At 58.2% G+C, this 25,672-nt stretch carries 22 protein-coding genes and 2 pseudogenes; 12 read left to right on the top strand and 12 right to left on the bottom strand.

Going from position 1 to position 25,672, the window contains the following annotated elements:
- Nucleotides 1-307: 307 nt before the first annotated feature.
- The 4 genes from ACTG2O_RS07895 to ACTG2O_RS07880 all read right to left on the bottom strand — a co-directional run bounded on the left by ACTG2O_RS07895 (nt 308) and on the right by ACTG2O_RS07880 (nt 3,681).
- A complete protein-coding gene (locus tag ACTG2O_RS07895; protein ID WP_005362790.1) occupies nt 308-1,414 on the bottom strand; it encodes a 1-acyl-sn-glycerol-3-phosphate acyltransferase in 1,107 nt (368 codons plus the stop codon).
- A 130-nt stretch (nt 1,415-1,544) separates the two neighbouring features.
- Nucleotides 1,545-2,243, bottom strand: a complete 699-nt coding sequence (locus ACTG2O_RS07890) for an aspartate/glutamate racemase family protein (RefSeq protein ID WP_439975568.1) — start codon at nt 2,241-2,243, stop codon at nt 1,545-1,547.
- Nucleotides 2,244-2,368: 125 nt separating this feature from the next.
- Nucleotides 2,369-2,959 (bottom strand): LysE family translocator, encoded by a 591-nt coding sequence (locus ACTG2O_RS07885; RefSeq protein ID WP_005335534.1) that lies wholly within the window; start codon nt 2,957-2,959, stop codon nt 2,369-2,371.
- Between the two features lie 125 nt (nt 2,960-3,084).
- Entirely contained in the window at nt 3,085-3,681 is a 597-nt protein-coding gene (locus tag ACTG2O_RS07880) for a LysE family translocator (RefSeq protein WP_439975567.1), read from the bottom strand.
- 116 nt (nt 3,682-3,797) lie between these two features.
- Between ACTG2O_RS07880 and ACTG2O_RS07875 the strand changes: the two genes are divergently transcribed.
- The 3 genes from ACTG2O_RS07875 (at nt 3,798) to ACTG2O_RS07865 (ending at nt 7,526) form a co-directional block, all read left to right on the top strand.
- Complete coding sequence (locus ACTG2O_RS07875; RefSeq protein WP_201993039.1) at nt 3,798-5,174, top strand: aminotransferase-like domain-containing protein; 1,377 nt, start codon at nt 3,798-3,800, stop codon at nt 5,172-5,174.
- Between the two features lie 54 nt (nt 5,175-5,228).
- Complete coding sequence (locus ACTG2O_RS07870) at nt 5,229-5,696, top strand: hypothetical protein (RefSeq protein ID WP_439975566.1); 468 nt, start codon at nt 5,229-5,231, stop codon at nt 5,694-5,696.
- 168 nt (nt 5,697-5,864) lie between these two features.
- Nucleotides 5,865-7,526, top strand: coding sequence for a hypothetical protein (locus tag ACTG2O_RS07865; protein ID WP_439975565.1), 1,662 nt, complete (start codon nt 5,865-5,867; stop codon nt 7,524-7,526).
- Nucleotides 7,527-7,643: 117 nt separating this feature from the next.
- Here ACTG2O_RS07865 and ACTG2O_RS07860 read toward each other — a convergent pair whose 3' ends face one another.
- Nucleotides 7,644-8,057 carry a CBS domain-containing protein gene (locus tag ACTG2O_RS07860; RefSeq protein ID WP_019445326.1) on the bottom strand — a complete coding sequence of 138 codons (414 nt, stop codon included), beginning with the start codon at nt 8,055-8,057 and terminating at the stop codon, nt 7,644-7,646.
- 154 nt (nt 8,058-8,211) lie between these two features.
- On the opposite strand from ACTG2O_RS07860, the gene ACTG2O_RS07855 reads away from it, so the two are divergent.
- Genes ACTG2O_RS07855 through ACTG2O_RS07845 form a run of 3 tightly spaced genes read left to right on the top strand, consistent with a single transcriptional unit; the run spans nt 8,212 to nt 11,424 of the window.
- A complete protein-coding gene (locus tag ACTG2O_RS07855; protein WP_019445327.1) occupies nt 8,212-10,122 on the top strand; it encodes an ABC transporter ATP-binding protein in 1,911 nt (636 codons plus the stop codon).
- Nucleotides 10,115-10,576 (top strand): DUF2390 domain-containing protein, encoded by a 462-nt coding sequence (locus ACTG2O_RS07850; protein ID WP_005343337.1) that lies wholly within the window; start codon nt 10,115-10,117, stop codon nt 10,574-10,576. Before ACTG2O_RS07855 ends, ACTG2O_RS07850 begins: the two co-directional genes overlap by 8 nt.
- Entirely contained in the window at nt 10,570-11,424 is an 855-nt protein-coding gene (locus tag ACTG2O_RS07845; RefSeq protein ID WP_019445328.1) for a 23S rRNA (adenine(2030)-N(6))-methyltransferase RlmJ, read from the top strand. The genes ACTG2O_RS07850 and ACTG2O_RS07845 overlap by 7 nt, the downstream gene beginning before the upstream one ends.
- A 104-nt stretch (nt 11,425-11,528) precedes the next feature.
- On the opposite strand, the gene ACTG2O_RS07840 is transcribed toward ACTG2O_RS07845, so the two are convergent.
- The gene (locus ACTG2O_RS07840) at nt 11,529-11,735 is read right to left on the bottom strand and encodes a hypothetical protein (RefSeq protein ID WP_019445329.1); all 207 of its coding nucleotides are present in this window, start codon (nt 11,733-11,735) and stop codon (nt 11,529-11,531) included.
- Between the two features lie 191 nt (nt 11,736-11,926).
- Between ACTG2O_RS07840 and ACTG2O_RS07835 the strand changes: the two genes are divergently transcribed.
- Nucleotides 11,927-12,292, top strand: coding sequence for a DUF2061 domain-containing protein (locus ACTG2O_RS07835; protein ID WP_042084552.1), 366 nt, complete (start codon nt 11,927-11,929; stop codon nt 12,290-12,292).
- Between the two features lie 186 nt (nt 12,293-12,478).
- Nucleotides 12,479-13,075, top strand: a complete 597-nt coding sequence (locus ACTG2O_RS07830) for an MliC family protein (protein WP_019445331.1) — start codon at nt 12,479-12,481, stop codon at nt 13,073-13,075.
- A 39-nt stretch (nt 13,076-13,114) separates the two neighbouring features.
- On the opposite strand, the gene ACTG2O_RS07825 is transcribed toward ACTG2O_RS07830, so the two are convergent.
- A complete protein-coding gene (locus tag ACTG2O_RS07825; protein WP_019445332.1) occupies nt 13,115-14,290 on the bottom strand; it encodes a retropepsin-like aspartic protease in 1,176 nt (391 codons plus the stop codon).
- 724 nt (nt 14,291-15,014) lie between these two features.
- On the opposite strand from ACTG2O_RS07825, the gene ACTG2O_RS07820 reads away from it, so the two are divergent.
- The 4 genes from ACTG2O_RS07820 (at nt 15,015) to ACTG2O_RS07805 (ending at nt 17,616) form a co-directional block, all read left to right on the top strand.
- Entirely contained in the window at nt 15,015-15,617 is a 603-nt protein-coding gene (locus tag ACTG2O_RS07820; RefSeq protein WP_439975564.1) for a hypothetical protein, read from the top strand.
- 66 nt (nt 15,618-15,683) lie between these two features.
- Entirely contained in the window at nt 15,684-16,172 is a 489-nt protein-coding gene (locus ACTG2O_RS07815) for a hypothetical protein (protein WP_439975563.1), read from the top strand.
- A complete protein-coding gene (locus tag ACTG2O_RS07810) occupies nt 16,109-16,870 on the top strand; it encodes a restriction endonuclease (RefSeq protein ID WP_439976650.1) in 762 nt (253 codons plus the stop codon). The genes ACTG2O_RS07815 and ACTG2O_RS07810 overlap by 64 nt, the downstream gene beginning before the upstream one ends.
- 260 nt (nt 16,871-17,130) lie before the next feature.
- Nucleotides 17,131-17,616, top strand: a complete 486-nt coding sequence (locus ACTG2O_RS07805) for a GNAT family N-acetyltransferase (RefSeq protein WP_439975562.1) — start codon at nt 17,131-17,133, stop codon at nt 17,614-17,616.
- 123 nt (nt 17,617-17,739) lie between these two features.
- Here the strand turns inward: ACTG2O_RS07805 and eno are convergent, their stop codons facing one another.
- From eno to rlmD, 5 genes and pseudogenes are all read right to left on the bottom strand, one after another.
- On the bottom strand, nt 17,740-19,041 hold the full coding sequence (eno, locus tag ACTG2O_RS07800) for a phosphopyruvate hydratase (protein ID WP_005335583.1): 1,302 nt from the start codon (nt 19,039-19,041) through the stop codon (nt 17,740-17,742).
- A gap of 89 nt (nt 19,042-19,130) precedes the next feature.
- Complete coding sequence (gene pyrG / locus ACTG2O_RS07795) at nt 19,131-20,768, bottom strand: glutamine hydrolyzing CTP synthase (RefSeq protein ID WP_005335584.1); 1,638 nt, start codon at nt 20,766-20,768, stop codon at nt 19,131-19,133.
- 141 nt (nt 20,769-20,909) lie between these two features.
- Nucleotides 20,910-21,707 carry a nucleoside triphosphate pyrophosphohydrolase gene (mazG, locus tag ACTG2O_RS07790; RefSeq protein ID WP_043821669.1) on the bottom strand — a complete coding sequence of 266 codons (798 nt, stop codon included), beginning with the start codon at nt 21,705-21,707 and terminating at the stop codon, nt 20,910-20,912.
- Nucleotides 21,708-21,791: 84 nt separating this feature from the next.
- Nucleotides 21,792-24,004 (bottom strand): annotated as a pseudogene (relA, locus tag ACTG2O_RS07785) (GTP diphosphokinase).
- Between the two features lie 311 nt (nt 24,005-24,315).
- Nucleotides 24,316-25,637: pseudogene (gene rlmD / locus ACTG2O_RS07780) on the bottom strand (23S rRNA (uracil(1939)-C(5))-methyltransferase RlmD).
- Nucleotides 25,638-25,672 lie beyond the last annotated feature (35 nt).

Genomic DNA, 25,672 nt, shown 5'->3' with positions numbered 1-25,672 from the left:
GTTTCCTGTTAGGTATATCTGGGCGGCATCTTTGTCAGCCAATGAAAAAGGACCTGTGACAGGTCCTTCAATAATGCCGTCTGCAATCCGTGCAAACCGGTTTAGAGCTTTTGCTCATGTTCAGCTATATGGGCACTGTTACACACTCGTCAGCACCTTGCCAAGAGACATAATCCCATTTTCATAGTGATCGTACCAGCTGAAACCATATTATTCACCACCCTTTCCCCCTCGACTTTGACCAGACGCAAAAACGGGCGCATCAGCGCCCGTTTTTTTCGCAAAACCGTTTAACAACCGGTTTCATTCAAGCCTTTTTGGCGTTTTCTACCGGTTTGGCGTACATGGCACGCCAGATCGCCTTGTGCTCTTCCGGCACCTCTGACTGACGAGTCAGGAAGGCCGCCTGTTCGATGGTATTGGCCTTGCCGGAGACATCGGCCGCCAGATAGTTGCTGGGGAAGAGGTGGTAACTGCTCCAGATCGCCTTGTCGATCAGCGCGGCCAGTTCGTCCGGATCGCTGAAGCCCTCGGTGATCGGCGCGCCGAAGGAGACGTGTACCCGCCCCTTCATGCCGACGATACCGGCGACGATACTCTCGATATCCTCGAACTCGCCCTTCTCATAGCTGCCGTTGACCGACTTCTCGTAGAGCTCGCGCGCCTTCGCCTTGTCGGTCGGGTCCAGCTCGTAGCTGATGCTGACCGGCACGATATTGAGGCTGCGCATGTAGTCGACGAAGTCGATCTTCTGCTTCTTGCCGTCGACGTAGAACATCTTGAGGATGGCGGGATCTGTCTTGTCATCGCCATTCTTGGCGCGTCCTTCCTTCTGGGCAATCCAGATGGAGTGACCTTCGTGAACCGAATTGCCGATATAGGCAGACAGCTCGCCGAGCGCCTTCATCATCTCCCGCGGCCCCTTGGCGGAGCGTTTGACGATAAAGCTCTTGTTGAGCTTCATCAGCTCGGTGGCGCAGGGTTTGCGCAGCAGGTTGTCACCGATGGCGATGCGCACGGTATCGAAACCGTGGGTGTGCAGCCCCCAGTTGACGAACGCCGGATCCATGGCGATGTCTCTGTGGTTGGAGACAAACAGATAGCCCTGCTCTTTCTTCAGATGCTCGATCCCGGAGAAGGTCACCCCCTTGGTGGAGGTGGCGATCATGCGGGACATATACCGGGTGACCCCCATCTGAACCTGATGCACAGTGGTCACTTTTGACCATTTGCGGCGCAGGAACAGGCGAATCATCGGGCGGATGGCCCAACCCAGCCAGCTCATCAGGGAACCGAAACGATACTTGGCGATGGCGCCGATAAATTCATCATCCTGGATCAGCCGTTCGATGGCTGCTGGCACTTCTTCATCGCGGTAGGGGCGAATATCCGCGAATCTATCTACTTCAGTCACAATGTCAGCCTTGCATGCTAGGAAACCGCAGCCAACCCGCGTTGGCCGGGGAAAATTCAGGGCGCAATTTTACACGCTTTTATGGCAAGGGGTATGAGACAAGCATGAATAGTGAGATCTGACCAGTTTATTAATCGGATGCCAGTGCCAGCGCGACCGCCGCTTCGGCATTGATGGCAGTGGTGTCGTAGAGCGGCACGGCGGCTCTGGCATCCCCCACCAGCAGGGCAATCTCGGTGCAGCCGAGGATCACCGCCTCGGCACCCGCGGCTGCCAGCCCCTCGATAATCGCCAGATACTCGGCCCGCGACGATGCACGGATCTCCCCCAGACAGAGCTCGTCATAGATGATCCTGTGTACCCGCTCCCGCCCGGCCTCATCGGGTACCAGCACCGCCAACCCGAAGCGATCCTGCAAGCGCCCCTTGTAAAAATCCTGCTCCATGGTGAAGCGGGTGCCGAGCAGGCCGACCCGGGTTATCCCGTCCGCCTGCAATTTGGCCGCGGTAGCATCGGCGATATGGAGCAGCGGGATATCGATGGCTGCCTCAATCTCGGGCGCCACCTTGTGCATGGTGTTGGTGCCGATCAGCAAGAAATCGGCGCCGCCATCCTGCAACTTGCGCGCCTCCGCCGCCAGCAGGCGGGCGGTAGCGGGCCAGTCACCGGCATGCTGCAACCGCTCGATACCGGCAAAGTCGACGCTGTTGAGCAGCACCCGCGCCGAGTGCAAACCGCCGAGCTGTGCCCGCACCCCGCGGTTGAGCGCCTGATAGTAACTGACAGTGGACTCCCAGCTCATGCCACCCAACAGACCGATACATTTCATAGGAACTCCTTTCATCCCAAGGGAGGGCTGAACCACACTACCTTGCAGGCAAAGTCACGGGGCGAGATAAAAAAGGCCCCGCAGGGCCAACAAGACAGCCGGTCAAGGCCCGGGTCAACCCCGGGCTAAATCCAGATCATCCCGACACAGGCGGCCGTCGCCAGCCCCATGCCCAGATTGAAACGCCGCCAGCCCCGGGCAGTGCGAATGATTTGCCGCACCTGGGCACCAAAAAGCACCCAAAACGCCCCGGTATAAAGGCCGGTAATAAAGAAGATCACCAGTACCCAGAGCGCGGAGGGCCAGTACGCCTCCCCCGCCAGAGTGAAACCGCTGATGGCGGAGAGCGCCATCATCCACGCCTTGGGGTTGAGCAGTTGCAGCATGGCCCCCTGATGGGCGGGAATGAGCGGCCTGTTGCCCTCGGCCGGGCCGCTGGCGGTCGCCACCTTCCACGCCAGCCAGAGCAGATAGGCCGAGCCGATAAGCTTGAGGCCGTCGTGCAGCAGCGGCACCTTCTCGAACACCACGCCAAGCCCCAGCGCGGTAGCGAGGATCATCAGATTGATCCCCCCCACCACCCCTACCAGCAGGGGAATCGTGCGGCGAAACCCCTGCGCCGCCCCAGCGCTGGTGAGCAACATATTGTTGGGCCCCGGCGTGCCGCAGGTAACCAGAGCAAACCCCGCGAGGGGCAGTAACCAGTTCAGATCCATCTCAACCTCTTGTCGATGCAACGCCCCCGTTATGGGGAAAGCCTTCTAATATGCAGAGCCAACCCCGTGGCGACAAGTCAGAAATGCCTCTTTCACGACCACCTCCCCCTCCAGCGCAACACGGCTCAATACCAGAGCATCACCACACAGAGCGCCGTCAGCAGACCGAGAGAACCGTTGAGTCGCCGCCAGCCCCGATCCGAGCTGATCCAGTTGCTCAGCTCATGGCCGAACAGTACCCAGACAAAGCAGACCGGCAGGGCCACCAGCACAAACATGACCATCACCGCCAGCTGACTCGACCAGTAACTGGCGCCGGGCAGGCTGAACAGACTGATGGCGGAGATCCCCATCATCCACGCCTTGGGATTGAGGAACTGAAAGCCCAGCCCCTCCAGCATGGTTAGCGGACGGGCGCGCCGGGCCGGATCCCCCGGCGCCCCGGCCACCGCGATACGCCACGCCAGCCAGAGCAGATAGAGGCTACCGAAGATCTGCAAACCGAGCCGCAGCAAGGGCCAGCGCTCGAACAGCGGATAGAGCCCCAGCGCCAGCACCAGTTGCAGCACCGGCTGCCCCAATCCGACCCCGAGCAGATGTGGCAGGGTGCGACGCACCCCGAAGTTGGCGCCGGAGGCCGTCAGCATCAGGTTGTTGGGCCCCGGCGTACCGCAGGTGAGTACGGCAAAACCGAACAGGGTGACATACCACTCCATCGTCATATTGTGACTCCTTGTTTGTCACATTGTATCGATACAATGTGTGCTATTTGGTTGTTATCAGGTTGAAATTCACGCTATATTGACAACAAGTTTTGATCAATGGATTTATTGTCACCATGACAATCTGGACACCCGACCTTGCAGCCTTCGATGGCCCCCTCTACCTCAAGCTGGTCAAAGCGATCGAACAGGGGATCGCGAATGGCGAGCTGCCACCGCAGACCCGATTGCCTACCCACCGCTCCCTGGCGGATCGTCTGGGTGTCACCGTCGGCACCGTCACCCGCGCCTACAGCGAGGCGGAGCGGCGCGGCCTGCTGGCCGCCCGGGTGGGCCACGGCACCTGGGTCAAGGGAGCGAACACAGATCCCGCCAATGAGTGGGTGATCCGCCAGGAGGAGGGGCACCGCATCGAGCTGTGGCAGAACCTGCCGGTACAGCTGGATCGGGCGGCCATCATTCGCCCCATGTTGGGGGAAGTGGCGGACGGGGATCTCAACGCCCTGCTCGGCTACGACAAGGAGGCGGGACGACCGGATCAGCGCCAGCAGTTCGTCAACTGGCTGGCGGAGCAAGGGGTGGCCTGCAGTGAGGATCGCCTGCTGTTCAGCCACGGCGCCCAGCACGGCATCATGCTGGCGCTGCTGGCGACCGGCTGCGTGGGGGAGACCATCCTGTGCGAGGGGCTGAGCTACCCCGGTATGCTGGGTAACGCTCGCCAACTGAAGAATCAGGTGGTGGGACTGGCGATGGATGAGGAGGGGCTGCTGCCCGAGGCGCTGGACGCCGCCTGCCGTACCCGCCGGGCCAAGCTGCTCTACCTCACGCCAACCCTGCAAAACCCCACCACCGCCATCATGAGTCTGGCGCGGCGGGAGGCCATCGTCGCCATCGCCCGTCGCCACGATCTGCTGATCATCGAGGATGACGTCAACGGCCTGCTGCCCCAGCAACCTGTGATCCCTCTGGTCAATCTGGCGCCGGAGCGGGTCATCTATCTGGGTAGTCTGGCCAAGATCGCCTGCGGCGGTCTGCGGGTGGGCTTCGTGCTGACGCCCCCCGCCCTGCGCAGCGCCTTCGCCCAGACCATGCGGCTGTCGAGCTGGATGGTGAGCCCGCTGCTGATCGAGCTCGCCTGCAAAATGGTCAGTCAGCGCCAGATCATGCCGCTGGTCGAGCAGCAGCGGGAGATCCTCAAGCGCCGTGGCGAACTGCTGCGCCACCTGCTGCCCGCCGCCCGCTGGCAGCCGGGCAGCATGCACGCCTGGCTGCCGCTGCCGGAGCCCTGGCGCAGCCAGCAGTTTGCTGCCGCCGCCGACGCCCTTGACGTTGGCGTGGCGAGCGGGGAACACTTCGCCGCCGGTCAGTTTGCCGCTCCGCAAGGGGTGCGCCTGAGCCTGAGCCAACCCGCCACCGACGCCCGGGTCGGCGAAGGGCTGGCCCGTCTGGCCCAACTGCTGCAGGGGACGCCCCCCAGCAATCCCCTGCTATAGTCAGGGCCAGCCGACCTGACCTTCACGCTTCATCGTCATAGCCAAGGAGATGCCGTGCCCCCCATCAGAGCCGCCCTGTTGCTTGCCACCCTGTTGCTGGGTGGCTGCGCCTCGTCAACGACCCACCAGCAGCTAGGGGCCGCGCTCAATGGACTGGAAGGGGAGTTGCAACGACTGGAAGAGGAGCTGGCGGCGATGAACGGCTTGCACTATCAAAAGGCGATCGATGCCCCGCTCAGTTTGCGCCGTGCGCTCGGGGCGCCGCTGCCCACCCCAGAGGGGCTGGTGCCGGTGGCCAGCAAGCTGGAGGATGGGCCACTCCTTCGCTATCAATACCGACTGCCAGCGGGGATGGCGAGCCTACCTCAGGACAACCTCTGCCAGCGCTACGAGTTCGAGCTGCGCCATCTGGGCCGCCTCGGCAAACTGGAATTAAGCTGGCTGGGGGAACAGGGCAAGGGGTCGCGGCTGCTCCGCCAGAGCGACTGCCCCTTCGGGACACAGATCCGCCCTCGGCAATAGCAGGTCGCGGGCCTGAGCGATTACATAACCGATTGAAATAACAGCCCATAGTGCGCCCTCCAGCACCCTGCTGGCTACTGTCAGCTTTTCACTCAGCGAGTGCTGTGCCTATGTTCCTCTTGGGTCTACCATAATCAACCTAATGGTTTGCTCACAGGAAGTACCTGCATGACGATACTGCTGCTCGAAGAGGATCCCCTGCTCCGTAGCGCCATCACCCGGGAACTGACCGAACAGGGGGTACCCGCCGACCGGATCCACTACCACAGCCATCCAAACCACGAGCGCAGCGGCCTGCTGGCCCTGCTGCAACAGCACGCCTTCGACGCCATCATCTGTCAGCAGGACAAGCAGCAGGATCTTGACGGAGCCCGGCTGCTGCACGAAGCGCACTATCTCGGCCTGCTGCAACCCGGTTGCGTATTGCTGCTGCTCGATGCCGATCAGAGCGAGCAGGAGTTTCTCCCCTCGGATCTCTACTTCTCCCTCTATCTACCCCTCCCCTTCATGACCCAGCAGCTCACCGCAGTGCTCGGCCAGCTGGTGAAGTTAAGCAACCTGACCCGCACGCTGGCCGCCCCCATTCTGCTGCGGGAGTGGCAACTGGCTACCGCCCTCTGTGAAGACCTGCTGTTTCAACGGGTGAATCGCTCGCTGACCCCCTGGCTGGATCGGCTCAAGGGCTACCTGCTGCTGCAATCGACCGAGCGGATCACCGCCGCCCAGCACTATGCCCTCTGTGCCAACGAGTATCAGGCGAGCTGGCCAAGGGCCGGGCTCTTCTACGCCATGCTGGGGCTCGGCAAATTACAAAGCGCCCAGACCGACTTGCAGCGCCATCAGGCCAGCGTCTCGATGGCCACCCGGCTGGAGCTGCAACTCGCCAGCCAGCTGCATCAGCATTACTGGCTGGCGGCCTGGGAGACCATGGGAGAGCTGCTGCAGATCCGTCCCCATCAGCCGCGCTGGCATCAGCTGGCGATGTTGCTCGGGCTGGTGCTGCAGGATGAGGAGAAGGTGCTGGAGCAGGCCAACAGCCTGACCCTGCGCCACTTCAGCGAGCAGCGCGTCCGGCTCGCCATCGACAGCTTCATGCTCAATGCCAGTCTGGCGGTGCTGTGGCACGCCCCCTCCGGCAACCGGATCCGCTCCCTGCAACAGGAGTGGGAGCACCTCAAACGCACCGTCCACCTGCAACTCCACGAATATGAGCTGCTGCAGGCGTTGATGCTGGGGCTGGATTACCGATTTGACGAGGCGCTGATCCTGATTGCCCACCACCAGCCGGATGAGGGGAGCGACAACCACCTCACCCTGCTGCTCGGCTTTGCGGTCAGCCAGTTCTGCGGTTTGCCCCACCACGCCCAGCGCTACCTGACCCAGCTGACCCAATACCGCGTCAGGGTGGCGCCCCACCCGCTCACCCGCCAGCTGTTCCACCATCTGGTGGCCGAGCTGGGCCAACGCCTGACGGCGAGAGAGCAGCGGCTGAGCGAACTGCGCCAGCTGCGCCACAAGGCGATGCAGGCCAGCCAGTATCAGACAGCCCTGCAAGCGGGCTTGCAGCTGCTGGAGGAGTTCCCCGCCCTGCCGGGCGATGCCTGGCAACTGCTGGAGCTGCTGCAACACTGCTGGCCTGCGGGTATGGCCGCTCCTAGGGTGGCGCTGCTGGTCGATACCCTGGAGCGGCGCCTCAAGCACAGCCCCGCGTTTCTCGATCAGCATGCCCGGCAGTACCAGCGCACCCTGCAGGAGATCCGCACTCATCTTCAGCCGCACCTCTCCGGCAGCGGCCCCTCCTGTCTTGTCGCAGGGCAGCCCGAGCCATGATGATGCAAGCAGCGTGCAAACCGGCATTGTCGGCAAAGCCAATATAGAGAGAGGGGAGCCTTGGCTCCCCTCTCTCTATATTGGTTCTCTGTCAGCTGATGACGATGAGTGTTGGGCTCAAACCAGCGCGTCACTCTCCAGCGCCGCCTTGAGAAAATCTTTCCAGCTGATGATGCCGACCAGGGCGCCATTCTCCAGCACCGGCAGGCAGGAGACCCCCTTCTCCAGCATCAGCTTGACGCCGTCGCGCACGGTGAGATGGGGTGCGATGGTGACGAGCTGACGACTCATGATCTGGTGGGCCCGCTTGTTGAGGGTTTCGGTATCGCGACTCATCTCGGCTTCGGAGTCGAGATAGGGGCTGATGGCGCGGAACAGATCCCGATCCGAAATGACCCCCACCAGATCCCCCTCCTCCAGTACCAGCAGGTGGCGAAAGTGTGCCTGCTCGAAGATATCCCTGATGACTCGGAGTCGATCATCCATTGAAACGGTGGCGACCCGGGTCGTCATAATATCCCTGATATGCATGCTAACCTCCCGTAACCAAACTGGTTTCTCTGTTATGGCATGTTTTTGCAGCGCCAGCCAGTGGCCAGCCCTTCGCTACAGTGCAAATCAGCGTCATTTCACGTAAGATCCGCGCCAGTTTTTCTCCTCCATTTTGAGCAAGCAGATCCCACCCATGATAGTTGCCAGTCAAATCGAACTGATCCGCGGCGGCCGCAAGCTGCTGGACAACGCCTCCGCCACCATTCACCCCGGCCACAAAGTGGGTCTGGTGGGCAAAAACGGCTGTGGCAAGTCCACCTTTTTTGCACTGGTACGGGGCGAGCTGGCCATCGACAGCGGCACCTTCAGCCTGCCCGCTGGCTGGCAGATCGCAGGCGTCGCGCAGGAGACCCCGGCGCTCGACTGCTCCGCCCTCGAGTATGTGATCGATGGCGACAAGGAGTTCCGCTCGCTGGAGGCCCAGCTGGTGCAAGCCGAGCAGGATGACAATGGGCTGCTGGTGGCCGAGCTGCACGGTCGCCTCGATACCATCGGCGCCTACAGCATTCGCGCCCGCGCCGCCGAACTGCTGCACGGCCTCGGTTTCAGCGACGAGCAGCTGAGCTCGCCGGTACGCAGTTTCTCCGGTGGCTGGCGCATGCGTCTGAACCTCGCCCAGGCGCTGCTCTGCCGCTCCGATCTGCTGCTGCTCGATGAACCGACCAACCACCTGGATCTCGATGCCGTCATCTGGCTGGAGAAGTGGCTCAAGGGTTATCAAGGCACGCTGGTGCTCATCTCTCACGATCGCGATTTCCTCGATTCGGTCATCAGCCGCATCATCCATATCGAGAACGGCAAGCTCAACGAATACACCGGCGGCTACTCCGACTTCGAACTGCAGCGCGCCGAACAGCTGGCCCAGCAGCAGTCCATGTACGAGAAGCAGCAGCGGGAGATGTCCCACATGCAGGCGTATGTGGACCGCTTCCGCTACAAGGCCTCCAAGGCCCGTCAGGCCCAGAGCCGCCTGAAAGCGATGGAGCGGATGGAGAAGATCCTGCCCGCTCACGCCGACTCCGAGTTCAGCTTCGAGTTTCGCGAGCCGTCGGCCCTGCCGACCCCGCTCATTGCCATGGAAAACCTCAGTGCCGGTTACGGCGACAAGGTGATCTTGGAGAAGATCAAACTCAATCTGGTACCGGGTTCGCGCATCGGTCTGCTCGGTCGCAACGGCGCCGGTAAGTCCACCTTTATCAAGATGCTGTCGGGCTCCAACCCGCCGCTCTCCGGCAAGCTCGAAGTGAGCGCCGGGGTGAGCATCGGCTACTTCGCTCAGCATCAGCTGGAGACCCTGCGTCTCGACGACTCCCCGCTCGATCATCTGGCCCGCCTCGCGCCGGACAAGACCGAGCAGGAGCTGCGCAACTATCTGGGCAGCTTCGGTTTTCACGGTGACAAGGCGCTCGACAAAGTAGCCCCCTTCTCTGGCGGCGAAAAAGCGCGGCTGGTGCTGGCGCTGATCACCTGGCAAAAGCCCAACCTCTTGCTGCTCGATGAACCGACCAACCACCTGGATCTGGAGATGCGCCACGCCCTCACCATGGCGCTGCAAGGCTTCGAAGGGGCCATGGTGGTGGTCTCCCACGACCGTCACCTGCTGCGCACCACCACTGATGACTTCTATCTGGTGCACGGTGGCCGGGTCGAGCCGTTCGACGGCGATCTGGACGACTACCACAAGTGGCTCGGCGAGCAGGAGAAAGAGGCCAACGCCAAACCGGCCGATGGCCCCGTCTCTGCCAACTCGGCGGTAGCGCGCAAGGATCAGAAACGGCGCGAGGCGGAGTTTCGGCAAGCGACCCGTCCCCTGCGCCAGAAGCTGGAAAAGCTCGAAACGAGCATGGAGAAGCTGCAAGGCAAGCTTGGCGACATCGAGAGCCAACTGGCCGACCCCGCCATCTACGAAGAGAGCGCTAAAACCAAGCTCTCCGAGCTGCTCAAATCCCAGGGCCCCCTCAAGGAGCAGCTGGAAGAAGTTGAGCTGGAGTGGATGAGCCTCTCCGAAGAGCTGGAAACCATGGAGCAAGCCTTCTTTGCGTGACGAACAGCTGATGGCCAGCGAGCGGGTCGCGGTCCACGAATTGCCGACACCGATCGGCTTCTGGCACTGGAGCGGCAAGGTCTATGGTGAGCGCAGCCAGGATTGGCTCACCGTGCAGGAGCAGGGGGGCAACGTCAATCTGGCGCTGCTGCTGCACCGGCTCGATCAACTCGGCATCGTGGTCGATCTCACCGACCTGCAACCGGCGCTGGTGCAGACCGAGGCGGTGCTGACCCCGTGGCGCGCCCTGCGCCAGAGCGCCAAGACGCGACTCGACGAGCAGCAGTATCAGTCGATGCTGGCCCACGAGCTGGAGCTGGAGCGGCTGCAACAGGGCGTCCTGTTGCAGACCCTGCGCAGCCTCTCCCTGTTTCGCGGCAACAGCCGCAATTTGTTGAACTATCTATCGTTACTGGGTGCCCAGCAGGGCCCCCTCAGAGATCTAATATGCTGAGCTACCGCCACGCCTTTCACGCCGGCAACCATGCCGACGTGCTGAAACACGCCGTTCAGGCCCTGATCATCGAGTCCCTCAAGAAGAAGGAGAAACCCTTCATCGTGCTGGACACCCATGCCGGTGGCGGTCTCTACGACCTGCGCGGCGACTGGTCGCAGAAGAAGGCCGAGTATGCCGACGGCATCGGCCGCCTGTGGGACGAGCGGGCCCAGTGGTCTGCCATGGCCCCCTATCTCGGGGTCATCGACGAGATGAACAGCGATGGCCAGCTGCACTACTACCCCGGCTCGCCGGAGCTCTCCCGTCGCCTCACCCGCGAGCAGGACAAGCTGGCGCTGATGGAGCTGCACAACAACGAAGTGGACGATCTGCGCGCCAACATGGGTTACGACCCTCGCGTCGCCGTCCACCACCGTGACGGCTTCGAGGGGCTGATCGCCCTGCTGCCGCCGACCCCGCGTCGCGGGCTGGTGCTGATCGATCCGCCCTATGAGCTCAAAGAAGATTACTTCGCCGTGGTCGATACCCTGAAAAAGGCGCAAAAACGCTGGGCGACCGGAATCTACGCCCTCTGGTATCCGATCCTCGGGCAGGAGGCGGACAAATCCCGCGACATGCTGCGCGCCATCAAGCGCGAAAACTTCGGCAACGTGCTGGTGGCCGAGCTGGAAGTGGCCGGGCAGACTGCCGACTGGGGCATGAACGGCTCAGGCATGCTGATCATCAGCCCGCCCTGGATGCTGGACGAGCAGATTGAAGCGTTCCTGAAACCGCTGTGCGCCAAGCTGGCGCAGGGTGCAGGCGCCCAGTACAAGGTGGAGTGGCTCAACAAGGCCGAGGATTAATACCCCGCCCCTACGGCGCTCACCGAGTTCAAAAGCAAAAGCCCCATCACGGGGCTTTTTCTATTGGTGCGGCCGGTGTGTGCGGCAGCCTGAACCTGCGCGCCCTATGAACGGGCGGGCAGATCCTGTTTCAGCGCAACCAGCAACAGGGCCAGCAGGCCAAAGGGCGGAAACAGGCAGAGTAGGGAGCAGATAACAGTGACCAGCGCCGGATGCTCGCTCTTGCGGCGCGCCAGTCGCCAGGCGATAACGCCGACGATGACCATCAACAACGCAATGAACTGGCCAAGCAGGGTGGCATTGATATTCATGAAAGATCCTTTTTCATGGGCAAGTGTGAAGAAGCTGTACTTTATCGCCTTGGTTGCGATTGGCAACCGCTGAAGCGCACCGGCCACTCGCCCGTTGATAGGTTCTCTCTATCCTGGCAATAGATGAGAATAGTTTTCATTTAATCTCATTTCGGCGGATACTCTCATCATCAACAGAGGGAGCCGCCATCATGAAAAAGACCATCAGCTTTGCCATCCTGCACTTCGGTGTCGCCTTTACCGTGGCCTACCTGCTGACCGGTGAGCTGCTGACCGCCAGCCTGATCGCCCTGATCGAGCCCGCCGTCAACACGGTCGCCTTCTACTTTCATGACCTTGGCTGGCACAAGCTCAAGCCAAATCACAGCCTGCAGGCCAAGACCAGCAGCTTCGCGGTGGTCCACTTCTCGGTGGCCTTCGGGGTTGCCTTCCTGCTGAGCGGCGAGCTGCTCACCGGCGGCGTGATGGCGATGATCGAACCGGCCATCAACACCGTGGTGTTCTTCTTCCACGAGCGGCTGTGGCGCGCCCGCAGTCAGCAACTGGCGCTGGCCTGATCAACCGGGCAAGCCGCCTCCCCCTCTATCGCGGCCACAAAAAACCCGACATTCCGGCCAGGAGTGTCGGGTTTTTCCGTTTGGCTGCCATTCAGCAGTGCAAGTGGGCTCGGCTCCCCTGCTGCATTGCCCTGTAGAGTGTGCTGTAGTAGGCAGATATGCCCTCCTCATTGCTGGAATCTATCGATGAACAAGACCTTGCTTGCCACCCTGCTGTTTGCCCCTCCGCTCGCCAGTGCCGCAACCCCCTCCTTTGACTGCACCAAAGCCTCCGGGTCGGTCGAAACCCTGATCTGCAAGGATGCCGGACTGGCCGCCCTTGATAATGAACTGGCGGCCCTCTACCCCAAGGCGATTGCTGCGCTCTCTCCCGAACAGCTCAAGACAGAGCGCGCCATGCAGCGCGGCTGGATCAAGGGTCGCAACGACTGCTGGAAGGGGCTGGATCTGCGCCAGTGTGTGGAGGATAACTACCTGCTGCGGATCACCGAGCTGCAGATCAGCGGCGGCCAGCTGATGGTGCCGGCACCGGTCAACTACAAGTGCGGCAAGAACGTCACTCTCTCCACCTACTTCTATAACGATGCCAAGCTGCCCGCCGCGGTGATCAACCTGAGCGAGGGCGACAAGCAGCAACAAGTGCTCGCCTATGAAGCCCCCAGCGCCAGCGGCGCCCGTTATGAAGGGCAAAACCTCACCTTCTTCACCAAAGGGGATGAAGCCACGCTGGAGCGTTACGGCCAGCCAACCCTCACCTGCATGGAAAATCCGACCAAGGGCTGAGGCTCATGGGGGCGGCTCGTCTTGCCGCCCCCACCTTGACTAGATGGCGATATCCAGCGGTTTTCCTTCCCGCACAATCCGCAACTTGAGCGACCCCGGCTTGCCGGTGCTGAGCAGTTCACGCACCTTGTCGATCTCGAGGGGGCGATAAGCCACCCCGTTGACCTGCTCCAGAATGTCGCCGTTGGCCAGACCATAGGGGGCAAGATCCCGTTCGTCGCTGTAGTAGACCTGCAGATGCTCGCCATCAAAACGCACCCCGATATTGCGCAGGACTGGCGGCACTTTGCGCGCCAGGCTGTCGGCGTCGTAGCAGAACATCATCCGCCCGGGCATGATCGCAAAGCGATTGAAGCGGTTAACAAAATCCAGCCCCAGACCATACTGCTCATTGCTGTTTTCCGACACGCGCAGTTCACCGAGCTGGCGCTCATCAAAGTGCAGGCCGGTGAGGATATGGTCACGCCCCTCCACCATACCGCTGGCGTCCACCCCTTTGCGTGGCGTGGCATCTTCGCCAGAGCTCGCCTTCTGACTGGCCATAAAGTCGATAAAGGCATGATCGGCATAGCTCTGATCGGCCCCGGTATCCAGATACATGCGCACGCTGCTCTCGCCGTGGGTCAGATAGACTGCCGGGGAGCGGTTGTAGCTATCTTCATAGCCGATGCAACGCTCGAACGTGGCAGCCGACGGTGCCGTCAGCGAAGCAGTGAGTTGATGCTTGTCGCGATCAAACACCCAGTTGAAACGGCGGATGGTGTCGATCCCGAGGATGCCATCGATACGGCTGCCAAGAGACTGGGAGAAGAGATCGAAATCAATAGTTGCCCACAGATCGCTGTCATCAATGGTGACCGACCCTAGCGAGAAGGGTTGCGGCTCAACAAAGCCAAGCTGCTCGCTGCCCAGTTGGCTCGAAACGCTGCTTACACTGGCAAAATCAGCCTGATAGGCCCTGGGCAATTCGCTTAAGGTCAGCGCCTTGAAGCGGCTGGCCAGACGACGATCGATAAAGGTGATACTGGCCCCGGTATCGAGCAAAAACTGGTACTGCTCACCTGCGATGGTAACGGGGATCAGGGGGGTGCTTTCGTAATGCACTGTCAGCACCGGGCCGGGTGCATTACGCTTGGTGGATGAATCCGGGGCTGTGCAGCCTTGGACGACGAACAGGGCCAACATGACCAGCGCCACTTTGAACTGCGACTTCATAACTCTCCTTCCCGATAGCAGATGCCCCCGCAACGCCACCACATAATGCTATCTTGTTGATTTATAGATAAATAAGCTATTTCAGCGGGGAGCGCGGACAATAACAAAGAGTTTTATGCTGGTTCAAGCCAGATATAACCATGAATATTCTATGGCGATAGCTCAAGAATGGTTGTTCACGCTATCTCGGCGCGTCATCAATCGTGGGTGACATTTGATTAATTTATTGATCTTGCACAGAAAATCTCAATATTGAGCTTTCTCTCCACAGCGCCATGGTTAATATTGCCATTTGGCAACAATTGCCTCGTCGGAGTCTCCCATGAGCCATGCCAACCCCATCCCGTTGGTGAAACGCAGCAGACTGGAGGCTGAAATTCAGGGGCGGTAGCCATGCCGGATGGAATGGATAAGCGAGAGTTGCCTTCGACCCACTCAAAATGGTGACGACCTCATTTTTATTTCTGACCTGCTCAAGCAAGCGTGCTTTGGCGGCGCTTTCTATCCGCAACCCATGTACTGTTTTTTCATACAGTGGTCACCGTGGAGCATAAAGAGGAAGTCAAGCGAATACTCCCAGCATGAGAAGCAAACGGGTAACATTATGAGTTAATAATGATTTTCACTTGGTGGCGATGAAAATGTTACGGAGTTATATGGAATTCTCTGCTAACGGATTAGTACCGCCTTCCATCTAATCACTGTTATGGATTCTGAGCGCTAAATGGTTACCAATAAAGGATTGAAAGACTTGAATTATATAGAAAGATTAATAAATGCGGTCGACTACACGCGCAGCTTAGGATTGAAGATTGAAAAATCTCCGATCCCGCTAGGTGAAAAGATTGAACGTTCAACCATGCAAGATATTTTTCAACTATGTGGTGATGCATTATACCACTATGGTTATCAAAATTCAGAAGATTTAGCTGGGCAATGTGCGCCTGTACATTTAATGCTAATGTCTCATCTTAAAAGCGACATGAACATTGAAAGCTTTATCACGATAGGTGATAGATATTGGGATGATTACGTCTATTGTGAGATGTCTAAAGATTCTATAGAACGTAAACTTGAGAAGCCGAGTATTGATGGAGACATTAAGGCTCATGTTTGGCTGACCCTTACAGATGGTACGATTTTAGACTGTACTGCAGAGGCACATGCCGATCTCCTTTTCAAGCGAGGCCTACATCCTGCCCACAAATGCATAATGCTCGTTGATCCAACTCAGGAAAAAAGTGCTAAGTCGGGATATCATAGGCCTTATCTGATAGGAACTGATTTTTTAGAAAAGACAGGGATGTATCGGATTGTACATCCATAACAAAGCATTGCAGCGGACAAGCCGCTGAATGCGGCGTTATCCCTCAATTTAAACCCGAGTAAATTTATGACAGAAAGCCCGTTAAATGCTGCGTTGAGAATTTTTGAAACAGCAGAAGCAAACCTAGTAAAGCTTGAAAAAATCTGGATAGAAATGGAATCAATAATTCCTAGCGGAGTGGCGTTTCTAGACGATTCTGGCTATGAGAATAATTGCAGAGATTTCGAAAATGTTTTGTCCTGTCTCCCCAAAATCGATGGTTGGAAACCAAAAATTTACTTGATGAACTTGAATGAGATAGGACAGAACAGACTTGATGCAATGGAAGTTGGCGAAATAGAGTGCCAAATTTCGGTTGAGAATCAGATATACGAACCAGCCAAGTTAATTCGCGAATATAGGCATAAGTTCGATCGTAAGAGGCGTGAGTTAGTGCGAGATGCACTTCAATCGGCTATTGATAGCATAGATGAAGACTTAGAGATCTCGCAATTGAGCTCGAAGGTAAATCTGAAGTCAATGAAGCCGTTACCCGCTCTAGCTTTGATGATTTAAAGTCTCATATTGCTGAAATTGATACGTTACTGGGCAGTGAGCCTCGCCCTAGTAGATGGACAGACCTGCACCGACACTTACATTTCGGGTTACTCGGAGATCTTCAAGATATCATTAATCATGACTGGCCGAGCGTAAAAAGTGGCATTAGAAAGTCACTGTACGGAGAGAAAGAGCCCATACCTGTCGAAATAGACGATCTTGGCAGTTTAGTATCTAGCAAGCCTACAGGCCCCATTGTTGTACAGCTTAAATGGGAAAAGCTCTCTCCAGATGATTTTGAGAGAGTAATATTTGCTCTGATCTCTTCTGAAAAAGGCTATGAAAACCCCGAGTGGCTGATGAAAACTAACGCTCCTGATAGAGGAAGAGATTTATCCGTATTAAGAGTTCATAACGACCCTCTTAGCGGTGTGTTCCGGCATCGAACAATTATTCAATGTAAGCACTGGTTGTCAAAAAGTGTTTCTGTATCTGATATAGCAGAGCTTAAAGAACAAATGAAACTTTGGGAGCCTCCAAAAGTTGATATTCACGTAATCGCTACTTCGGGAAGATTTACTTCTGATGCTGTAGCTTTAGTCGAAAGACATAATCAGTCTGATAGTGGCTTAAGAATAGAAATGTGGCCAGAAAGCCATTTGGAACGTTTGTTATCTCGTCGTCCATCGTTAATTGCAGAATTTGGGCTTCGATGAGAGACAAGGGAATTGGGACCCCCACCATTTTGAGTGCCGCGTAGCGAGCCCACTTAGCCACCGACGGGCACGGTATTGTTGTGGCCTCCTCTGATTTGCTGAGACGAAGCTACAGCCCGTAAGTTCGATTAGCGAAGCGTAATCGGACGTTCGCGGTCACAATATGTCGTGATAGCCCCCGTTGCCTTTAGGTACCGACTTTCAGATGGCCTCTTTATTCACCTGTGGCTTTGCTGGCGTAACACATCCAAAGGAGATTTATGAAGCCAGACTTAACCAGCACACGGATTGTGCTGCGCACCATTGACCCGCAGGATGCTGCCGATCTGTTCGAGATTTATGGCAATCCATTGACCATGGAGTTTGCCTCTGATCCCTGCTTTACCTCACCCGCCATGGTGGCGCAGATGATGGCAAGCGTGGTGCGGCTGGAACAAACCGGTGAGTCGCTGGAGTGGGCGATTGTCGAGCGGGAGGGCAACAAGGTGATCGGCACCTGCGGCCTGCACAGTTTTAGCGAGGCGGGTCGCTGCTGTGAGGTCGGTTGCCTGCTCAATGCGGCCTATTGGCGCAGAGGGTTTATGTCGGAAGCGCTGGGATTGCTGTTCGCCCATGCCAGCACATTGGGGGTCACCTGCCTCACCGCAGATATCGATGCAGATAACGTCCGCTCTATCGCCCTGTTTGAAAAGCTGGGCTTCAAGGCGTATGCAGGGCGCTATCAGCGCATGCTCCCCTTTATCTGACCCGAAACCAGAGCCACAACGTCCTCGCCTCTCAGGTCGTTGTGGCAAGGAGCAGGCATAAAAAAACCGGAACCCAAGGGTTCCGGTTTTTTTCATTCCAGCCGAGGCTGGCAAACCAGCAAATTAAGCCTGGTTTTTAACTTCTTTCAGACCACGGAAAGGAGCTTTGGCACCCAGAGCTTCTTCGATACGGATCAGCTGGTTGTACTTGGCAACACGGTCAGAACGGCTCATGGAACCGGTCTTGATCTGGCCAGCAGCGGTACCAACAGCCAGGTCGGCGATGGTCGCGTCTTCGGTCTCACCGGAGCGGTGGGAGATGACAGCAGTGTAGCCAGCGTCTTTGGCCATCTTGATGGCTGCCAGAGTTTCGGTCAGGGAACCGATCTGGTTGAACTTGATCAGGATGGAGTTGGCGATGCCGTTGTCGATACCGCGCTTCAGGATCTTGGTGTTGGTTACGAACAGGTCGTCACCCACGATCTGGATTTTCTTGCCCAGTTCAGCAGTCTGGTAGGCGAAACCTTCCCAGTCAGATTCGTCCAGGCCATCTTCGATGGAGACGATCGGGAACTTGGTGGTCAGGTCAGCCAGGAAGTCGGAGAAACCGTTGGAGGTGAAGACACGACCTTCGCCTTTCAGGTTGTACTCTTTCTTCTCTGCGTCGTAGAACTCGGAAGCAGCGCAGTCCATAGCCAGGGTGATGTCGGTGCCCAGTTTGTAACCGGCAGCGGCAACCGCTTCAGCGATAACTTCCAGCGCTTCGGCGTTGGATTTCAGGTTCGGAGCGAAACCACCTTCGTCACCAACTGCAGTGTTGTAGCCCTTGGACTTCAGCACTTTGGCCAGGTTGTGGAACACTTCTGCGCCCATGCGAACGGCTTCTTTCAGGGTCTTGGCGCCAACCGGCTGGATCATGAACTCCTGGATGTCGACGTTGTTGTCGGCGTGCTCACCACCGTTGATGATGTTCATCATCGGCAGCGGCATGGAGTAAACACCCGGGGTGCCGTTCAGCTCGGCGATGTGGGCGTACAGCGGCATGCCTTTGGCAGCAGCGGCAGCTTTGGCGTTAGCCAGGGAAACAGCCAGGATGGCGTTGGCGCCGAACTTGGATTTGTTCTCGGTACCGTCGAGGTCGATCATGATCTGGTCGACAGTGGCCTGGTCCTTGGCATCTTTACCCAGCAGAGCTTGAGCGATCGGGCCGTTTACGGCTTCGATGGCTTTCAGCACGCCTTTACCCAGGAAACGGCTCTTGTCGCCGTCACGCAGTTCCAGCGCTTCGCGGGAACCGGTGGACGCGCCAGACGGAGCGGCTGCCATACCAACAAAACCACCTTCCAGGTGAACTTCGGCCTCAACGGTCGGGTTACCACGGGAGTCGATGATTTCACGACCGATCACTTTAACGATCTTGGACATGTGTATTTCCTCAGGTTTCGTAAAAAAACAACAAAAATATGCCAAAAAAAGCGGCTGTGGCACAGTGCCCCAACCGCATTTATTTTCAATTACTTCAAATTACGCTTCTGATACTCGCCTGCCGCCTTCACAAAACCGGCGAACAGAGCGTGGCCATCACGAGGAGTAGAGGTGAACTCCGGGTGGAACTGCGCAGCCACGAACCAGGGGTGATCCGGGATCTCGATGATTTCCACCAACTTCTTGTCGGCGGAGAGACCGGTCACTTTCAGACCTGCCGCTTCAATCTGCGGCAGCAGCTTGTTGTTTACTTCGTAACGGTGACGGTGACGCTCGTAAATGGTCGGGCTGCCGTACATCTGACGCACTTTGGAATCTTCGACCAGGTGGCAGAGCTGGGAACCCAGACGCATGGTACCGCCCAAATCAGACTTCTCGGTACGGGTCTCGACATTACCTTCTTCATCCACCCACTCGGTGATGAGGCCGACGACCGGATACGCGCAATCTTTCTTGAACTCGGAGGAGTGAGCCCCTTCCATGCCCGCTACGTTGCGAGCGAATTCGATCATGGCAACCTGCATGCCGAGGCAGATACCCAGGTAGGGGATCTTGTTCTCGCGGGCATACTGGGCAGCCAGAATTTTGCCTTCCACACCGCGCTCACCGAAGCCACCCGGCACCAGGATCGCGTCCAGACCTTCCAGCAGCTCGGCGCCACGGGTCTCGATGTCCTGAGAGTCGATGTACTTGATGTTGACGGAGTGACGGGTCTTGAGACCACCGTGCTTGAGCGCCTCGTTGACGGACTTGTAAGCGTCCGGCAGGGAGACGTACTTGCCGACCATACCGATGGTCACTTCACCAGTCGGGTTGGCCTCTTCATAGATAACCTGTTCCCACTCGGACAAGTCAGCTTCTTTGCACTCCAGACCGAAGCGCTCGGTGAAGTAGGAGTCCAGGTTCTGGGATTTCAGCAGTGCCGGGATCTTGTAGATGGAGTCGACGTCTTTCATGGAGATGACGGCGCGCTCGGGCACGTTACAGAACAGGGCAATTTTGGCGCGTTCGTTGGCCGGAATGGCACGGTCAGAGCGGCAGATCAGCACATCCGGCTGGATACCGATGGAGAGCAGCTCTTTGACGGAGTGCTGGGTCGGCTTGGTCTTCACTTCACCGGCAGCGGCCAGGTAAGGAACCAACGTCAGGTGCATGAACATGGCGTTGTTGCGGCCCACTTCGGCAGCCAGCTGACGAATGGCTTCGAGGAACGGCAGGGACTCGATGTCACCTACGGTACCGCCCACTTCGACGATGGCAACCTGATGGCCTTCGGCACCGGCAATCACCCGCTCTTTGATGGCGTTGGTGATGTGCGGGATAACCTGAATGGTGGCGCCCAGATAGTCACCACGACGCTCTTTACGCAGTACGTCGGCATAGATACGGCCGGTGGTAAAGTTGTTGCGACGGGTCATCTTGGTGCGGATGAAACGCTCGTAGTGGCCCAAATCCAGATCGGTTTCGGCCCCGTCCTCGGTTACGAACACTTCACCATGCTGGGTCGGGCTCATGGTGCCCGGATCCACGTTGATGTACGGGTCCAGTTTCATGATGGTCACATCCAGACCACGGGCTTCCAGAATGGCTGCCAGAGAAGCTGCGGCAATGCCTTTGCCGAGGGATGAAACAACGCCACCAGTAACAAAAATATATTTGGTCGTCATGCTGAACCTGAAAGAAGTTTAGGGAATTTTAAGGGGTGCTTCGGGGATGAAGCAGGACGGGGAAACAGTATACCAAAAACCCCTCTCCCAAACAATGAGCAAAAATCTATCAGGCTCACCGCCCCCCCATCTTGCGCCAAATCAACTTTGCTCGGTTTCCTTCGCCTTATCCCAAGCTGCATCGAGCTTTTCGAGGGTGCAATCGGTCATTTTCAAGCCTTCTGCGGCGATTATCTGCTCAACCTGACGAAAGCGACGTTCGAACTTGGCGTTGGCGCCGCGCAGCACCTGCTCCGGATCCTTGCCCAGATGACGCACCAGATTGACGGTGGCAAACAGCAGGTCGCCGAGCTCGTCGCTCACCCGCGCCTCATCCACATCGGCCATCAATGCCTCTTCCATCACCTCGTCGATCTCTTCGTGGATCTTGTCCACCACAGGCCCCAGCGTCTTCCAGTCAAAGCCGACGGTAGCACAGCGTTTCTGAATTTTGGCGGCGCGAGTCAGGGCAGGCAGCGCCTGCGGGATGTCGTCCAGCACGCTCTCTTTGTCGAGGGCCGCCCGCTCCTTGGCTTTTTCCGCCTCCCAGTTCGCTTTTACCGCCTGCTCGTTGGAGAGATCTGCATCGGAAAAAACGTGGGGATGACGGCGAATGAGCTTTTCACTCACCGTATCGACGATATCGGCGAAGTCGAACAAGCCGCGCTCTTTACCCAGCTGGGCATAGAACACCACCTGAAACAGCAGGTCACCCAACTCCCCTTTCAGCCCCTGCCAATCTTCGGTCTCGATGGCATCGGCCACCTCGTAGGCCTCTTCCAGGGTGTGCGGCACTATGGTCTGGAAGTCCTGTTTCAGATCCCAGGGGCAGCCATTTTGCGGATCGCGCAGGCGAGCCATGATATCGAGCAGTTGGGGCAGATCGTAACGTTGGGACATGGGATATTCGCTTGTTGATTCGTACCGCAGGGGCAAAACAGTGACCGACCTGGCGGTCGGTCACAAGTTGGTTCTTGATGACAATCAGAGGCGCTTGGCGCTAATTACGTCATTGAGCTGACTGAGCTTGGCCAACGCCCGGTTGAAGGCGTTGATGTTGTAAATCTCCAGCTCCATGTCGATCTCGGCGGTCTGCTCGCGCACGTTGGAGCGTGAGCGCACCCCCATCACATTGATCTTCTCGTTGGCCAGCACTGTGGTGATATCGCGCAGCAGGCCGGAGCGATCATTGGAGATGATCCGGATAGTGAGGCCGTAGCCGCCAGAGTAGTTCTCTCCCCACACCGCATCGATCAGCCGCTCGGGGTTGCGACGTGACAACTCTTTCAACTGCTCGCAATCTTCCCGGTGGATGGATACACCGCGCCCCATGGTGATAAAGCCCTGAATGGAGTCCCCCGGAATCGGCTGGCAGCAGCGGGCAATATGGGTCATCAGGTTGCCGACCCCTTCCACCACGATGTGATCCTTGGGCTTGTGGCGCATCGGCGCATTGGCCTTCTGCTCCAGCTTCTCCAACAGGCGGCGATCTTCCTCTTCCGCCGTCGGCTTGTTGTAGCAGGTGTCGAGATAGTTGAGCACCTGGTTGATGCGGATATCGCCGCTGCCGATACCGGCCAGCAGATCGTCGGTGCTCTCCAGATTGAAGCGGCGCAGCATGTTGCCCTTGTCGATCTTGGACATGCTGAGGTTGTGGCGATCCAGCTCCTTCTCGAACAGCTCGCGACCGGCCACGATATTCTTGTCCCGATCCAGTTTTCTGAACCAGGTCGCCACCTTGGCCCGCGCCCGGCTGGAGCGCAGGAAGCCGGCGTTGGGGTTCATCCGTCGCGGCTCGGGTTCGGCTCTTTCTGGGTGATAACCTCCACCTGATCGCCGGTCTGCAGCGCATAGGTAAACGGCACGATGCGGCCGTCAATCTTGGCGCCGATGCAGCGGTGACCGATCATGCTGTGGACGTGATAGGCAAAATCGAGCGGGGTGGCGCCAGCTGGCAGGTCGATGACATCCCCTTTCGGGGTGAAGACGTAGACCCTGTCCTCGAACACCTGACTGCGCAGATCTTCCAGCAGGGAGCCGCTCTCGGAGAGATCCTCCTGCCAGGCGAGCAGCTTGCGCAGCCACTCGATCTTGTCTTCGAAGGTGTTGGCCTTGCCGCCAGCCTGTGCCCCTTCCTTGTAGCGCCAGTGCGCCGCGACGCCGAGCTCGGCATCCTGATGCATCTGGTCGGTACGGATCTGAATCTCGACCGTCTTGCCCTCCGGCCCCACCACTACGGTGTGGATCGACTGATAGCCGTTGGGTTTGGGGTTGGCGACATAGTCGTCAAACTCGCGGGGAATGTGGTGGAACTGGGTATGCACGATACCGAGCGCCGCATAGCAATCCTGCAGCCGCTTGGTCACTACCCGCACCGCGCGCACATCGAACAACTCGTTGAATTCGAGGTGCTTCTTCTGCATCTTGCGCCAGATGCTGTAGATATGTTTCGGGCGACCGTACACCTCGGCGTCAACTCCCGCCTCTTTCAACCCATTACGCAGGGATTGCACAAACTCGCGGATGTAGCGCTCGCGGTCAAGCCGCTTCTCGTCGAGCTGCTTGGCGATCTGCTTGTAGGTATCCGGGTGCAGGTAACGGAAGGCGAGATCTTCCAGCTCCCACTTGAGCTGGCCGATGCCCAGACGGTTGGCGAGCGGCGCATAAATGTTGGTGATCTCCTGGGCCATCAGCACCCGGGTCTCTTCATCTGCCGTCTTCGCTTCCCGCAGGCAGGCGATCCGCTCCGCCAGCTTGATCACCACTGCGCGCACATCCTCGACCATGGCGAGCAACATGCGACGCACGTTGTCGACCTGCTCCGGCGAGGTTTCGCTGCGATGGAGAGTCTGCAGGGAGCGGATGGCCTCCATCTCCAGCACCCCTTCCACCAGCTTGGCGATCTTGGAGCCAAAGTCCTCGTCCATCCGCTCCTGGCTGATGAGACCGGCTTCGACGAAGGGGTAGATGATGGCGGCTTTGAGGGTACCGATATCCATGCTGAGCATCTGCAGGATGCCCACCATTTCGATGCCGCGCACCAGCAGCTTGCTGGTCAGCGCCTCGTCACCGAGCGTCAGACAATACTGGTAGACGGTTCGCAGCTGATCCTTTTCACTGTCACTCAAGGAGAGAGAGCTGACCCACTCTTCCAGGGTGAAGTTGTCTTTCAAATGAATATCGCGAACCGCAACCATGGTATCAATCCTTTAAATTATCGGGCCGAAAGCTGTCACTTTCCCCCCTCATGAGATTGCCTCAAATGGGGATATCCAGCGCACTTTTCAAGGCATATTGTCCAGAAAGACAATAGAGCGCGCCAACCGGCCCTGCCGAACGACGAGGTTCTAGATTACCCCAATCACATCAGCTCAAACAGCCGCAGACACGCCAGATTACATATCCGCATCGCCGTACCGATGAGCAGGATTACTTCATATACACACCTGCTCAAATAGTAACGAACATGCCGGATGACCTATCCGGCATCGCCGAACTGATGAGTCATTTACTCCCGTTCAAACAGCGCCATGGACTCCAGATGACCGGTGTGAGGGAACATGTCGAGCATGCCGAGGCGCACCAGACGATAACCCCCTTTCACCAGCACCTGACTGTCCCGCGCCAGGGTGACCGGGTTACAGGAGACGTAGACCACCCGCTTGGGTGAAAGTTTCACGACGTGTCCCATCACTTCCAACGCGCCGGGGCGAGCCGGATCCAGCAGCACCAGATCAAACCCTTCCCGCGCCCAGGACATGCCGACGATGTCATCGCTCAGGTCGGCTTGTAGAAACGGGCATTGGTGATGCCGTTGCGACGTGCGTTCTCTTCGGCCCGCTGCACCATGGCCAGTTCACCTTCGACACCCACCACTTCGCGAGCCTGACGGGCTAGCGGCAGGGTGAAGTTGCCGATGCCGCAGAAGAGATCGAGCACCTTGTCATCCTTGCTCGCCCCGAGCCATGTCTGCGCCTGCTCAACCATGCTCTGGTTGATGGGGCCGTTGACCTGAATGAAATCACCGGGAGCAAATGCAAGAGACAGGCCATCCAGCGAGTAGGATGGGGAAAATTGTTGCTGCAGCGCTTCGATACGATCATCGGCAGCTTGCAGATAGAGGTCGATCCCCTGCGTTTTTGCAAACGCCACCAGCAGGGCGCGATCCGCCTCATTGGGGCGGCCGGTGTGACGCAGCAGCATCATGATCCCCTGCTCGGCCTGGATTAGCTCCGCATGGCCCAGCTCACGCTGGCTCTTGAGGCGATTGAGGCATTCACGCAGCGGGGCAATCAACGCAGAGAGCGACTCAGCCAGCACAGGGCAACCGTCGATCTCCACCAGATCGTTGCTGTTACGGCGGCGGAAACCGACCCGGGTGCAGCGACCATTCTTGTCAAATTTGATGGCCAGACGACAAACCCGGCGGTAGGCGCGATCTTCACCGGTCAGTACCGGCTCCAGCACCGGCGCCTTGATGTTGCCCAACCGCTCGAACAGGCTGACCAGTCCCGCCGCCTTGGCGGCTTGCTGATCGGCAACCGGCATGTGCTGGGCACTGCAACCGCCGCACTCGCGATAGTGGCTGCAAAAGGGAGCGATACGATTGGCCGCCGGGGTCACCACCTGTTGCAAGGCGGCGTGACCATACTGCTTTTTCTCTTCGGTGATGCGTGCCTTGACGGTCTCGCCGGGCAGTGCCCCTTCGACGAAGACCGCCTTGCCCTGATGGCGACCGATACCGACGCAGTGGTGATCGAGGGTGTCTATCGTAAATTCAATGCGTTGGAGCTGGGTGGACTTCTTTTGGGGCTTGAAAAACTGGGCCATAAAACTTGGTGCCTATAGGTGGCTATGTCATGATT

This window comes from Aeromonas sp. 61P (assembly GCF_051919545.1).
GTDB lineage: Bacteria > Pseudomonadota > Gammaproteobacteria > Enterobacterales > Aeromonadaceae > Aeromonas > Aeromonas veronii.
Note: the sequence above shows the minus strand (reverse complement) of the source record. Positions and strands in the feature narration are given on the sequence as shown.

Coding starts and splice junctions, on each gene's coding strand:
- ACTG2O_RS07815 (WP_439975563.1), top strand. CDS start 15,684: ATGACAGAAAGCCCGTTAAATGCTGCGTTGAGAATTTTTGAAACAGCA.
- ACTG2O_RS07880 (WP_439975567.1), bottom strand. CDS start 3,681: ATGACGATGGAGTGGTATGTCACCCTGTTCGGTTTTGCCGTACTCACC.
- ACTG2O_RS07840 (WP_019445329.1), bottom strand. CDS start 11,735: ATGAATATCAATGCCACCCTGCTTGGCCAGTTCATTGCGTTGTTGATG.
- ACTG2O_RS07805 (WP_439975562.1), top strand. CDS start 17,131: ATGAAGCCAGACTTAACCAGCACACGGATTGTGCTGCGCACCATTGAC.
- ACTG2O_RS07830 (WP_019445331.1), top strand. CDS start 12,479: ATGAACAAGACCTTGCTTGCCACCCTGCTGTTTGCCCCTCCGCTCGCC.
- ACTG2O_RS07820 (WP_439975564.1), top strand. CDS start 15,015: ATGGTTACCAATAAAGGATTGAAAGACTTGAATTATATAGAAAGATTA.
- ACTG2O_RS07890 (WP_439975568.1), bottom strand. CDS start 2,243: ATGAAATGTATCGGTCTGTTGGGTGGCATGAGCTGGGAGTCCACTGTC.
- ACTG2O_RS07845 (WP_019445328.1), top strand. CDS start 10,570: ATGCTGAGCTACCGCCACGCCTTTCACGCCGGCAACCATGCCGACGTG.
- ACTG2O_RS07865 (WP_439975565.1), top strand. CDS start 5,865: ATGACGATACTGCTGCTCGAAGAGGATCCCCTGCTCCGTAGCGCCATC.
- pyrG (WP_005335584.1), bottom strand. CDS start 20,768: ATGACGACCAAATATATTTTTGTTACTGGTGGCGTTGTTTCATCCCTC.
- ACTG2O_RS07885 (WP_005335534.1), bottom strand. CDS start 2,959: ATGGATCTGAACTGGTTACTGCCCCTCGCGGGGTTTGCTCTGGTTACC.
- ACTG2O_RS07825 (WP_019445332.1), bottom strand. CDS start 14,290: ATGAAGTCGCAGTTCAAAGTGGCGCTGGTCATGTTGGCCCTGTTCGTC.
- ACTG2O_RS07855 (WP_019445327.1), top strand. CDS start 8,212: ATGATAGTTGCCAGTCAAATCGAACTGATCCGCGGCGGCCGCAAGCTG.
- ACTG2O_RS07860 (WP_019445326.1), bottom strand. CDS start 8,057: ATGCATATCAGGGATATTATGACGACCCGGGTCGCCACCGTTTCAATG.
- eno (WP_005335583.1), bottom strand. CDS start 19,041: ATGTCCAAGATCGTTAAAGTGATCGGTCGTGAAATCATCGACTCCCGT.
- ACTG2O_RS07835 (WP_042084552.1), top strand. CDS start 11,927: ATGAAAAAGACCATCAGCTTTGCCATCCTGCACTTCGGTGTCGCCTTT.
- ACTG2O_RS07875 (WP_201993039.1), top strand. CDS start 3,798: ATGACAATCTGGACACCCGACCTTGCAGCCTTCGATGGCCCCCTCTAC.
- mazG (WP_043821669.1), bottom strand. CDS start 21,707: ATGTCCCAACGTTACGATCTGCCCCAACTGCTCGATATCATGGCTCGC.